The organism is Paenibacillus sp. FSL W7-1088, assembly GCF_037969855.1.
Classification (GTDB): domain Bacteria; phylum Bacillota; class Bacilli; order Paenibacillales; family Paenibacillaceae; genus Paenibacillus.
Genome location: NZ_CP150216.1, coordinates 6,971,765 through 6,984,622, shown reverse-complemented (window position 1 = coordinate 6,984,622; position 12,858 = coordinate 6,971,765). Strand labels below are relative to the sequence as shown.

Here is a 12,858-nt window from a genome sequence, read left to right as displayed (position 1 = left end):
CCTTCGGATTCAATTTAGTATTCTGGTGTTGGACTCATCGTTAACGAGATATCTAGATTTCCGTTTCGTGTACGAATCGCATCCAAGAATTCCTTCTGGCTTACACTTTCGTGAATGGTAACACTGTAGACAAGCTCGTACAGACTGCCGAGTTCGGTGGTTCTGATTTTTTTGAGATCAAAAGGTACGTTAAATTTATGGAACACTTCGTTCAGTGCTTCTTCGTAGCTCAAGTTTTCCGGAATGGTTACTTTCAGCGTTTTTTGCTGGGCTTTCTTCCCTCCGAAGTTGAAGCGGCTCAGGACAAACATCAGTACACACAGGATAATGGTGAACATTACAGCATAACCGAATGCGCCTACACCGCAGGCAAGACCGGAAGCCATGGTGAACAGAACATAAGCAATGTCTTTCGGGTCACCAGGCGCACTTCTGAATCGGATGATGGAGAAGGCACCCGCGAGGCTGAATGCACGGGCAATGTTGCTGCCGATCAGAAGAATGATGATGGCTACGATGACAGGCAAGACGACCATAGTTAGTGTAAAGCTTTGGGAATATGTGCTCTGATTTGTCTTCATGTATGTCAGGCTGATGATGACCCCCATGATGATGGCAAGTCCAATCGTTAGAATCGCATTACTAAAAGTTAGGGTGGAGTCTGTTAAAGCTGAGCTGAAAAGGGAATCAAGCATATACTACACGCTCTCTTTCTGTGATTGTTTTTTCTTGTTCTATGGATGGGTTGAAATCGGTACCCGGCAGCAATTCTCGTTCAGTCTGGTAGTTCAGGTTGGTTGTTCTGGCCAGATGTCTGTACTCATTGCCGTATTTCGAGAATCCGGTCCGGTAAAGACCATGTTCGGATAACAGTTGAGAGAGCCACATCGGAACGGTTTTCTCGGCTTTGACTTCCATCAGCCAGCGCCCGTCTTTCACCAGAGGTTCGCCGTAATCTCCTTGCTCCAGCTTCAGATCATATCTGCGACTGCGGATGTTGGTATCAAAGGTGATGCGCAGATCGCGGCTGTTCTTGTCGAACAGCGCCTTGCGTTCATACGCCAGATACACTTTTGGTTCCAGATCGTACAGCCGGAGGAAGTACTTGATCTCTTCCACAACCTGTTTGTTCATGTAATCGGCGAGATCAGGAGCCTTGCCTGTCTGAACGAATTCATAAGCTTCATCCAGCTTCAGGGCAGTTCGGCGTTTGTTTACCAGGCCAAATACTTTCTTTTTGATCTCCAGATATACCTTCGCATTCTCTTCAGGAACTCCGTATGCCCGCAGTCTCAACTTCTCCTTGTATTTGGGTTTGGAGAGACTGGCGCGGATCAGGGAATCCTGCGGAGTGTCGAAGTACAGGTTGCTGATGGAGTAAAACTCGTGTTTCTTGTTATAGGCGTCCAGCTCCATATACTTCAGCAGATCGGTGTAGAAGTTCTCGTATTGCTCATCTGTCAGTAGATACTTGCTCTCATATCGGTTGAATACTTCAATTGCCATTGGGTTCAGTCCTTTCATCCATGTTTTGTATGTTTTGTTGCATCGTGTATTGCTTCCATGTCTGTATCTTAGAGCGTCAACCTTGAATGAATCTTAAATGATTTTACATTCCGTTGATCTTTTTTTACCTTCCTTTAATAGTTCTCCAAAAATAATGAATTAAGATTGGTTCAAGGTTCCGTTGATACAATCGCTGGTATAATAGATTGACTTATATCGAAACCAATTCATGCAGAGGAATGAAGAACCGATGAGAATACTGATTGCGGAAGATGAGGTTCATTTGGCGGAAGCCGTGTCACAAATATTAAAGAAAAACAATTACTCTGTAGACATGGTGCATGACGGGAGATCGGGTCTGGATTATGCGCTGAGCGGAATCTATGATCTGTTGCTGCTGGACATCATGATGCCGGAAATGGACGGGATTACCATGCTGAAGAAACTGCGCAGCGAAGGCAATCATACGCCTGTCATTCTGCTCACAGCCAAAGGAGAAATTTCAGACAAAGTGACCGGGCTGGATTATGGAGCCGATGATTATATAGCAAAGCCCTTTGCCACGGAGGAATTGCTCGCACGGATTCGGGCAGCCCTGAGAAGGAAGGGAGAAGTCGTTCCGGAGGATGGACTGAAGTTCGGTGACATTGAACTGAACACCACGCAGCTGAAGCTGAGTGTTCAGGGCAAGGAGATCAAGCTGAATCTGAAGGAAAATGAACTGCTGGAGCTGCTAATCACGCGTAAACAGGCCATTACTTCCAAAGAGCAGATTATTGAGAAGCTGTGGGGTTTCGATTCGGAAGTGGAGTATAACAATGTGGAGGTGTACATCTCGTTTTTACGCAAAAAGTTAACCTTCCTGAACTCCGCGGTTCGCATCAATACGATTCGGGGTGTGGGGTACGTACTTGAGGTGACGTCCTGATGTTCAAGAAACTTAGAAACCGATTTCTGATCGTGAACCTGGTGTCCATCTCGTTTATGATGTTGGTTGCCTTTGCCACGATCTACATCATTACGTATCAGAATGTACAGCGGGAAACCAACATGGAGCTGTTCAAAGTGTCGGATTTCTATCATGGTCCGTACAACTCCAGCAAGATGCCGCGCGGTGATGACAGGGATTCAGTGCCAGGATCTCAGCCATCCGATTCCAGTGCCAATGGAGCGTCGGGGAGTGATCCGAATTCACCGCCAGGACGCTCGGTATCGTTCATGGTCAAGACGGATAGTGAGTGGGAAATCACCGATGCGCACTCCAGGTTTGATATGGATGACACGTTCTATACTGAAGCTTTGCAAAAGGTGAATAAAGTCGACGATGTGGATCGGAAGACCGGACAGTTTACACTGAATGGAACGGACTGGGCTTATGTGATCGACCCGAGCAGCACAGGGCACATGATTGTGTTTATCGATGTGACGGCCCAACAGGGCATTCTTACGAATCTGATTTATACTTTTGCCGTCGTAGGTTTGATCATGCTGATCGTCATCTACTTCCTGAGCCGCTATTTCGCCAATCGTTCCATTACCCCGGTCAAGGAAGCCTTTGAGAAGCAAAAGCAGTTCATAGCCGATGCTTCACATGAGTTGAAAACGCCGCTGGCGATCATCAATACCAACACGGATGTGCTTCTCGCGAATCGGGAGGATACGATTGAGAATCAGGCCAAGTGGCTGCATTACATCAAGTCGGAGACGGAACGCATGTCGGGACTGACGAATGATCTGTTATATCTGACTCAAATTGACGATTCAAGATCCTCGATGATTCATACCAAGTTCAATATGAGCGATGCGGTGGAGACGATCATTTTGACGATGGAAGCCGTGATTTTTGAGAAAAATATATCTCTAGACTACAGCATTGAGCCGCAGCTCATGGTCCATGGCAACAGCGAACAGATCAAGCAGGTCATTCTGATTTTGCTCGATAATGCTGTGAAATACTCCAGAGCCAAAGGCTCGGTCAACGTATCGTTGAAGAAACAGAACAATGACGTTTTGCTGGCCGTTTCCAACACGGGAGAGGGCATTGCGCCTGAGCATCTGGACCGGATCTTCGATCGCTTCTATCGCACGGATGCCTCCAGAGCACGGAAAAATGGTGGACATGGATTGGGTCTTGCGATTGCAAGGTCGATTGTGGAACAGCACAAAGGTGAGATTTACGCCCGCAGTGTGGTAGGGGAAGGTGCAACATTTTACGTTCGTTTATCTTAGGGATAAGGAATAATGCATGTCTGTTCTGGGTTAACCTATGCTACAATGGCAACAGAACGTAAGAATCAAGGAGCTGACTTTAACGTGACTGAAACAAATTCAATCAATGAACAGGAAATGAAGGCATATATTGCAGAGAAGACGAAGGCAAGCGAAGCGAATATCGCTCTTGTCCTGAAGCATGAGCAGGCGTACATCAACAAGGCGCATGAAAATGCCAAAGGTGACGTGGATATCGACGGTGACGATCTGGCCGACTATATTCTGAGCCGTAAAGATGTGAAGCTGGATGAGCTGACCGTTGAAAGCATTCTGGATGCTGAAATGGACTATTTGATGGAAAAAGGGCTCGCAGGCTACGTGGATTAATTTAAATCAATCAATTAAAAAAATGACCTCAGCCTCCACGTTATTGTGGAATTTGAGGTCATTTTGGATTGTGCATTGGGAATTACCTTTTAAACAGCCAGCCCGTTGGGCTAGGCGCATTTTCCTTATTGACCCATCATACCGCCATCGACAGTATAGAGGGAAGCGGTGACATACGAAGCTTCTTCGGACAACAGGAAGTTCATGATGGCTGCGACTTCTTCCGGTTCACCATAGCGGCCCATCGGAATTGCGGATACGGTAGCGGATTGATAATCTTCCACATTACCGGAGTTTGCTTCGATTTGACGCATCATGCGGGTATTGATGGTGCCTGGCAATACCGCGTTAACCCGAATACCATAAGGCGCAAGTTCATTTGCTGCTGTGCGGGTAAGACCAACAACGGCATGTTTGGACATAATATATGGAGATACGGCTGGAGCACCCATCAGACCTGCAAGGGAAGAGGTATTCAGAATCGCACCAGATTTTTGTTTTTTCATGACAGGGATGACGTTCTGCAAACCAAGGAATACACCGCGCACATTGACGTTATATACGAGGTCGAGAGCTTCAACGCTCAGATCTTCGATCAGTCCGGTTGGACCTTCAATGCCGGCATTGTTGGCAAAATAATCGATACGACCAAATGTATCAAGTGCTTGCTGCACATAGTTTTTCACATCAGCTTCCTGAGATACGTTTGCTTTCACCGCAATGACGTGCTCTTTGTCGAGTTTCAGATCCGTGATGGTTTGCTGGATGGCTTCTTCGTTCAGGTCGACCAGGACCAGATTAATTTTGCGTTCAGCAAGGCGGCGTGCCAATTCTTTACCGATGCCTCCGGCTGCTCCTGTAATAACGGCTGTTTGGGTATATGATGTACTCATCATGTATTCGCTCCTTATAAAATGTAATCAGGTGAACGGTGTGTGAACGTTCAACCTGTGGTCTATCGTTCCTATCTCAATGTTAAGATATACATAGTAATGTGACAATAATCATTGACAGCGCAAATGTCAGCTATCGGACAGAGATGTAAGCGGTGTTCATTTAGGTTACAATAATGAACAGAGGAGGTGGAAATGTTGATTATCGAACACCCTCAGGATCGGAGAGCACGAAGAACGCAGGATGCCATCATTGCTGCGGCGGTTTCTTTGATATTGGAAAAGGGAGCTGAAGCCGTCACGATTCGTGACATTACGGAGCGGGCGGATTATAACCGGGGAACGTTCTATTTACATTTTCCCGGCAAACCCGAGTTATTGCAATTCATTCTGGATGATTTCATGCAGGGCGTGGGACAAGCTTATGCATCACCTTACGCGGAGTTAAAAGAAGTGGATATGACGGCATTACTGCCATCAACGATGCCTGTATTTGAATATATCGAAGCGCACCAAGACATCTTTCGAGCCTTGATGACGATGCACGGGGATATGGGAACCAGACTCTGCAACATGTTCAGAACATATTTAACCGAAGACTTTGTATTGGTGACCGAAAACAGCGACTACACCATTAATTACGACATTATGCTAAGTTACCTGGTATCTGCGACCGTTGGTGTGATTATGCACTGGGCAGAGATTGGGTTCAAGTATTCTGCCCACTACATGGGGGAGCAGCTGACTGCGCTAATTAACATCAAACCGACCCGTCTCCTGATTGAACCAGGGCAGAAGGGTCGGACCATTCATGAACGCATGCTTCAGGACTAAATAGCGTGCCCGGTTCTCTTATTCCCAGGGATAACTAACGGTGAGGAAGTCGGCGAATTTTTTGCTTTCTTCCCGCCGTTGTTTCCGCATGGCAGCCCGAGCTGGAGCAGTCTCGTATAATTTCTTCTCTTCTTCCGTCTCTGGAATGATGCGAGGAACAATGAGTTTACGGTTATTTTCATCCAAAGCGACAAAGGTAAGGAATGCGGTCGCCGCAATCTTCTTCTCCCCCGTCTTCAGATCCTCACGGATGACCTTCACAAAAACTTCCATGGAACTGCGTCCTGTCCAGGAAACAAACGATTCCAGTGTCACCGAATCTGTCGGATTAATCGGATACAAGAAATCGACCGAGTCGGTTGAAGCCGTAACGGTGTTCACCCGGCACAGCTTGGAAGCAGTGATGGATGCAATATCATCAATATAGGACATCAGCTTCCCACCAAATAATGTGTTGTGATTATTCACGTCCGTCGGGAACACCCGAGACGTCTTGAAACAACGTGTTTCACGCATGTACTTTTTCTCCATCTGATCCAGTTCCGTAGGCTTCGGTATCTCTCTCATATGTCTTCCTCCTGACAGTATGGCTGATGGACTCTGCAAGAAATGTCGCGCCCATCATCTCTATATGTTAGTTCTAGTATAGGTTTCGGTCCCATCCCTATTCAAGTGAAGCGTGATTCAAAAAAACCGCCAGGCGCGGACCGGCGCGCGGGCGGTTTGATGCTGTATATTAAGCCTTGGGTCTGAAAATGCCAGACGGCTTGCCGATGGGCAAGAACGTATAGCCGAAGTGAGCGTTCAGTACGGAAGCGCCTGTGCCGTACAACGACACGATTCCGATTCCCATTTCAGCATAAGCTGCGATGGTATGGAAGATATGAGGAGCTACGCCGAACGCGTCAAAGGTCAGGCCAAGGAACAGGAAGTCAATGAGAATGAAAATGATGAGCAATACTTTATTGGCTTCCACGGCACCCAGCGTCATGAACAGGGTGAACACGAGATATCCGGCAAAAGCAAATCCGAGCTGCTTGCCATCTGCCTGTTCCGCAAGAGTGGAGCCAAACACGCCCATTTTGATCAGCCAGTTGGCACCCATCGCGAACCAGAAGAATGCGTATGCGCCGAAGGCAGTTGTGCCAAAAGTATTGTTGCGTTTGGAATCTTGAATACAAGCGAACAGCTGGGCAAAGGCACCGAGGAAAATCGCCCAAGGAATAGCGTAGCTTAGGCCGTCTGTAATGCCAAGCTTTTGGGAGGAAGCGACCAGAGTGACGATGGCCAACCCAAATAATCCCATCGCGCTGGGATCGGCGTTTATGATTTTGACTTTAGTCTGTGAATCGGTTTGCATGGTGTTGATGAGCCTCCAAATATTCAAATCAGGATGATCCGTTCGAACCGAACCGTCCTCTATACTTCGTAATTCGTATCCGCCTGGTCCGGACACACACATCGCCCTATTGTACCTGAATGAATTACGTATGAAAAGGGATTTTATTACCTTTTGGAGCATGATCCGTTCCCTTGTAAGGCTTGTGTTAGAGATCAGGAACGAAGAGATCGGTTTTTTGGTGGAAAAAGACGGAAAATTACATGTTCATTCCCTGAAAGAAGGGATAGTATCGAATAGAAATGCAAGCGCTTACTTATGGGTTGTACCATCGTTCTGGCTTTAATCATTCAATGATGAGGAAACGAAAGGATGGGTGTTCATGATCGCTAAGACGCGGCGGGTTGGCCTGGTTATGCTCCTGTGGGTATTTACAATTTCCAGTCTGGGGTGGGGGACCATGTTTGGCACACCAGCAGCAAGTGCAGCCGTATCGGCTGATGAAACTGCGGGTGGAGGCACTTATAGATTCGACTTTGGTTCAGGAGCTGTTGCGAATGGATATACAGGTGTGGACGCAACGTCTGCGTATTCGGCGGAACGTGGCTATGGCTTCACCGATGTGTCCAAAGTAACGGTACAGGATCGGGGCACAAGTGATCCAATTAAATCCGATTTTGCCAAAATTGCCGATGGGGCCGGATTCAAGGTGGATTTGCCGAGCGGTGATTATACCGTGTCCCTTGTCGCTGGCGATAGTGCAGGCAGCACAGATATTGCGATCAAAGTGGAGAGCATGAACAAGGTTCAGCAGAATACTAAGCCCGCGGGTGAATATCTGGAGATGAGCTTCGATATTGCCTTGGTGGATGGGCAGATGAACTTTGAATTCTCCGGAACGGCCGCTAATATCAATGCGCTCGTGATCACCAAACAACAGGAACGCGAGGCAGGTAACAAACCTGCGGTGTACCTTGCGGGTGACTCCACGATGCAGACGTATAATCCATACTGGGAGCCCCAAGCGGGTTGGGGGCAAATGTTCCCGTCCTTTTTCAGTGATGCCGTGGAGATTAAGAACCATTCCATCGGTGGACGCAGCTCTAAATCCTTTATTTTCGAAGGGCGATTGGATGAGATTCTGCGCCTCATTCGTCCGGGAGATTATCTGTTCGTGCAGTTCGGACACAACGATGCAACAATCAGTGTTCCTGACCGCTATGCTTCACCTGCCGATTACAAAAACTATTTGAAAACCTACATAGACGGCGTGCAGCAGCGGGGAGCTACCCCAATTCTGGTCACCCCAATGGGTCGCAGGGACTTCAACGCAGACACAGGCAAGTTCAATGTGTCCTTCCCTGAATATGTGCAGGCGATGAAAGAGGTGGCTTCGGAGAAAAATGTGAAGCTGATCGATCTGAGCGCACTCAGTATTGCGTACTATGATTCCATTGGACCGGAAGCGACGTTGTCTGTCTTCCTTCATGTATCACCAGGCATCTATCAGGCATTCCCGAACGGGGCAGCGGATAATACCCACTTCCAGGAATATGGAGCGATTCAGATTGCTCGTCTGGTTGCTGGTGCGGTTCGTGAACTGGATCTGCCATTATCAGAAGCGGTTCAGGATGCTGAAGTTCCGGCTGAATTGCCTGCCAAACCTGCTGGATTGAAGGCAGGTAGCATCAGCAACGCGGGAGCGGTATTGAAATGGACAGCGGATGACACCGCAGACATCTACAAAGTGTACCGTAAGCTTTCAACAGAGCCGGAAACTGCCTACAAGCTGGCAGGAACGGCAACTGTACCTACTTTGACGCTAAGCGGTTTGGTCGAAGGCAAGTCGTACACGGTTCGAGTAACCGCTGTGAATGGCCGCGGCGAATCCGATCCTTCGGATGAAGTCAGCTTCACCACCAAATCGGCAGCGTATCGATATGACTTTGGTCCGGTAGGTTCTCCGGTTGCTGAAGGGTATACGGAAGTCAACCGGAATACGCTGTATACCCCAGCACGCGGTTATGGATTAACGTCTTCGGCTAATATGGCGGATCGGGATCGTGGCAGTGCGACAGATAACCTGCGTCGTGACTTCGTGATCTATTTTAACGGCTCATATGAATTCAAAGTGGATCTGCCGAATGGTACCTATTCGGTCAAGACGTACACTGGGGACTGGATTGGTTCAGCAAAAACCAACATTAACATCGAAGGCAAAGATTATGGGACCGTATCCTCCGGTGCTCAGAATATTGCCGAAAAAGTGATCAACCAGATTACCGTGCAGGACGGGCAGATGAATCTGGTCTTCAGTGGGGCTACGGCGCATCTCAACGGACTTGAGATTACACCTGTATTGGTGGCCCCTTCCAATCTGAAACTGAATGGCCTGGATCTGGAGAGTGATCCGATCACCGCTGCATTATCGTGGGGTGCTATTGCTGATGACGTACAGTATAAGGTATACCGTCAGTCAACTGGAGCGGCCAAGGGCGAGCTGCTGGCAACTACGGATGCAACAACCTATACCGATAACAAGATTGACCTGGGCATGAATTACGTATATACGGTATCGGCTGCAGATCGTACAGGTACGGAATCGGTAGCATCCAATGCATTACCTGTTTCGACGATTGATTCATCTGTAGAGAAGGCACAGGTCCCTTCAGGTCTGTCGTTACTAAGCATTAACAAAAATGACGTCTCCTTCACTTGGACGGAATCAGCAGGAACACGTGCATATCAAATCTATCGTGCTGTGAAGCAGGATGGGCCGTATGACTTAATCGCGCGCACCAAAGAGACGACATACACAGACTCAACCATCCTTAGCACCATTCCTTATTTCTATAAAGTGGCGTCTGTGAATGCGGGAGGGGTATCCGAACTTTCGGCTGCACTCGAAACCCCAGTAGCTACGACGCTGAATCGGGAAATGGAGTATCTGGACCGTGCTCCGGTCGCTGTACAAACAGAAAACGGCAACTATATTGGCTGGCGCATGCTGGGCCTGGATGCCGAGACCATTGCTTTCAATCTGTACCGGGATGGTGCGAAGCTTAACGATGAACCGATAACGGGAAGCACCAACTTTACGGATGCCGAAGGCACCGATGCGTCCAGATACCGTGTCATGACGGTGGAAAATGGTATTGAAAAAGCAGCAACGAAGGAATTTGGCGTTTGGCAGGAGCAGTATCTGTCTGTACCATTGCAAAAGCCTGCTGATGCTTATACGAAAGACGGACAGCCGTATTCGTATTATGCGGGTGATGCCAGCGTGGGTGATGTCGATGGTGATGGCGAATATGAGATTATTCTGATGTGGTCACCAAACAACGGCAAGGATAACTCCCAGTCCGGATATACCGGTATTGTCTATATGGATGCCTATAAACTGGACGGAACAAGACTCTGGCGCATCAATATGGGACCGAATATTCGTGCGGGTGCGCATTACTCTCCATTCCTGGTTTATGACTTTGATGGCGATGGCAGAGCGGAACTGATGATGCGTACCGCAGATGGTACCGTCGATGGACAAGGGAAAGTCATTGGAGACGCCAATGCAGACCACCGGAACAGTTCCGGTTACGTCCTGCTTGGTGATGAATTCCTGACGGTGTTCGATGGTGAAACCGGAGCAGCACTGGATACGGTAGAATATGATCCGCCACGTGGAGATGTAGCCTCATGGGGTGATGGCTATGGAAATCGGGTGGACCGTTTTCTGGCAGCGGTGGCGTATCTGGACGGTGAGCATCCAAGTGCGATGTTCAGCCGTGGATATTATACACGTACCGTGCTCGCGTCCTACAATTTCCGTGATGGCAAGCTGAGCAAAGTATGGCGTTTTGACTCCAATGATGATGGTTACGGCGAGTACGCAGGCCAAGGAAACCATAACCTCTCGGTTGCAGATGTGGATGGCGACGGCAAGGATGAGATTACATTTGGTGCAATGGCCATCGATGATGATGGCAAACCGCTATACAATACGAAACTCGGTCATGGCGATGCCATGCATCTGAGTGATCTGGACCCAACTCGTCCAGGATTGGAAGTGTTCGACGTACACGAACATAAAGATTCGCAGTACGGTATGGAAATGCGTGATGCAGCTACAGGTGAAATCCTCTGGGGTGTGTTCACAGGCGTCGATACCGGACGTGGCATGGCTGCCGATATTGATCCAAATTATCCGGGGTCTGAGGTGTGGGCCGCGACCATTACCAATGCCGAGCATATTCCAATCACCGGGCTCTACAGTGCCCAGGGGGAACTGATCACGACGAAGATTCCATCGTCCACCAACTTCGGTATCTGGTGGGACGGTGACCTGCTGCGTGAGCTTCAGGATGATATTCGTATCGACAAATGGGATTATGAGAACCAAACGACAGTTAATCTGCTGACGGCAACAGGTGCTGCTTCAAACAATGGCACCAAAGCCAACCCGAGTTTGCAGGCAGATCTGTTTGGAGACTGGCGTGAAGAAGTGATGTGGCGCGGTCAGGACAGCTCGGAATTACGCATTTATACGACGACAGATGAGACGGATGTGCGTATTAACACGTTGATGCATGATCCGGTCTACCGCCTTGGGGTAGCTTGGCAAAATGTAGCCTATAACCAGCCGCCACATACCGGCTTCCATCTGGGAGTAGGCATGGAGCAGCCAGCGGCACCGAATATTCGTTATGTCGGTGCTCCGCAAGAAACAGAAGATACGACACCTCCGGTCATTACCGGCATGCCTGCGGAACAGATGAGTGAAGAGGATGTACTCCAAGTTGGAGTGAAGGCAGAAGATCCGGAGTCGGGAATCACTCTTCTGGAATTGACTTGGGATGGCGAGGCCGTAGAACAGGGTGATGAGATTGCACTGACGGGACTGGTGGGAAAACACACCTTTACAGCCAAAGCAGTTAACGGCGCGGGACTCATCACTGAGCTTTCCGTGGAAGTGAAAGTTATCGCCGCAGACCAAGCCACAGGTGCACCGGGTGTACCTTCCTTGTCCGACGATAATCAACATGGCGACGGTTTGGCCGATGGAACATACACCATCGCGATGAATATGTGGTGGGGGAATAATGGTACACAGTACAAATTGTATGAGAACGGTGAACTGATCGATACGCAAAAACTCACGGCCTCAAGCCCTGCTGCCCAAAAGGCATCCACCGATATTTCGGGACGGGTAAACGGTACGTATGTATATACATGCGAACTGATCAATTCAAAGGGAACGACCAAATGCGCTCCGCATACCGTAATCGTTCGTGATGCAGCACCAGGGAAGCCGGTGCTCTCTCATGACAACTGGGATGGGGATGGAAACTACACCATTACGATGAACATGTGGTGGGGCACAAATGCCACCTCCTATCGTCTGTATGAGAACGGTCAAGAGATCGACAGCCAACCGTTGACTGCAGCATCTCCGAATGCACAGACAGCAAGCGCAGTGATCAAAGATCGTGCACCTGGCGAATATGAATACGTTGTGGAATGGACTAACGAAAGTGGATCGGTTTCAAGTGAAGTCATCACAGTGAAGGTCACACATGATTAAAGTGATTTAACGTTTAAGCACCTCTCTATTGATATAGGGTATCCCCTTGGGTAAGCCTGTAGATGGAGAGGTGCTTTTTGTTTTTTTAACATACACAATAATGACAC

The 12,858-nt window shown here is 48.5% G+C and carries 10 protein-coding genes; 5 read left to right on the top strand and 5 right to left on the bottom strand.

Annotation, left to right across the window (positions count from 1 at the left end; genetic code table 11):
- Positions 1–14: 14 nt before the first annotated feature.
- The gene (locus MKY42_RS31420) at positions 15–695 is read right to left on the bottom strand and encodes a DUF4956 domain-containing protein (protein WP_339847400.1); all 681 of its coding nucleotides are present in this window, start codon (positions 693–695) and stop codon (positions 15–17) included.
- Positions 688–1,506: a polyphosphate polymerase domain-containing protein gene (locus MKY42_RS31415; RefSeq protein WP_053782888.1), complete on the bottom strand. Its 819-nt coding sequence runs from the start codon at positions 1,504–1,506 to the stop codon at positions 688–690. Before MKY42_RS31415 ends, MKY42_RS31420 begins: the two co-directional genes overlap by 8 nt.
- 250 nt (positions 1,507–1,756) lie before the next feature.
- Here MKY42_RS31415 and MKY42_RS31410 point away from each other — a divergent pair, with 250 nt between their 5' ends.
- From MKY42_RS31410 to MKY42_RS31400, 3 genes are read left to right on the top strand one after another with little or no spacing between them, the layout of a single operon-like run.
- Positions 1,757–2,434, top strand: a complete 678-nt coding sequence (locus MKY42_RS31410) for a response regulator transcription factor (protein ID WP_179262473.1) — start codon at positions 1,757–1,759, stop codon at positions 2,432–2,434.
- Positions 2,434–3,735 carry a HAMP domain-containing sensor histidine kinase gene (locus MKY42_RS31405; protein WP_090903068.1) on the top strand — a complete coding sequence of 434 codons (1,302 nt, stop codon included), beginning with the start codon at positions 2,434–2,436 and terminating at the stop codon, positions 3,733–3,735. The genes MKY42_RS31410 and MKY42_RS31405 overlap by 1 nt, the downstream gene beginning before the upstream one ends.
- A gap of 45 nt (positions 3,736–3,780) precedes the next feature.
- Entirely contained in the window at positions 3,781–4,104 is a 324-nt protein-coding gene (locus tag MKY42_RS31400) for a hypothetical protein (protein ID WP_090903618.1), read from the top strand.
- A 125-nt stretch (positions 4,105–4,229) separates the two neighbouring features.
- On the opposite strand, the gene MKY42_RS31395 is transcribed toward MKY42_RS31400, so the two are convergent.
- Positions 4,230–4,997 (bottom strand): glucose 1-dehydrogenase, encoded by a 768-nt coding sequence (locus tag MKY42_RS31395; protein WP_090903070.1) that lies wholly within the window; start codon positions 4,995–4,997, stop codon positions 4,230–4,232.
- A gap of 195 nt (positions 4,998–5,192) precedes the next feature.
- Here MKY42_RS31395 and MKY42_RS31390 point away from each other — a divergent pair, with 195 nt between their 5' ends.
- Positions 5,193–5,831 (top strand): TetR/AcrR family transcriptional regulator, encoded by a 639-nt coding sequence (locus MKY42_RS31390; RefSeq protein WP_090903072.1) that lies wholly within the window; start codon positions 5,193–5,195, stop codon positions 5,829–5,831.
- An 18-nt stretch (positions 5,832–5,849) separates the two neighbouring features.
- On the opposite strand, the gene MKY42_RS31385 is transcribed toward MKY42_RS31390, so the two are convergent.
- Positions 5,850–6,362 carry an acyl-CoA thioesterase gene (locus tag MKY42_RS31385; RefSeq protein ID WP_090903619.1) on the bottom strand — a complete coding sequence of 171 codons (513 nt, stop codon included), beginning with the start codon at positions 6,360–6,362 and terminating at the stop codon, positions 5,850–5,852.
- A 205-nt stretch (positions 6,363–6,567) separates the two neighbouring features.
- Complete coding sequence (locus MKY42_RS31380) at positions 6,568–7,191, bottom strand: GPR1/FUN34/YaaH family transporter (protein WP_062322933.1); 624 nt, start codon at positions 7,189–7,191, stop codon at positions 6,568–6,570.
- 361 nt (positions 7,192–7,552) lie between these two features.
- On the opposite strand from MKY42_RS31380, the gene MKY42_RS31375 reads away from it, so the two are divergent.
- Positions 7,553–12,751 (top strand): SGNH/GDSL hydrolase family protein, encoded by a 5,199-nt coding sequence (locus MKY42_RS31375; protein ID WP_339847389.1) that lies wholly within the window; start codon positions 7,553–7,555, stop codon positions 12,749–12,751.
- Positions 12,752–12,858: the final 107 nt, after the last annotated feature.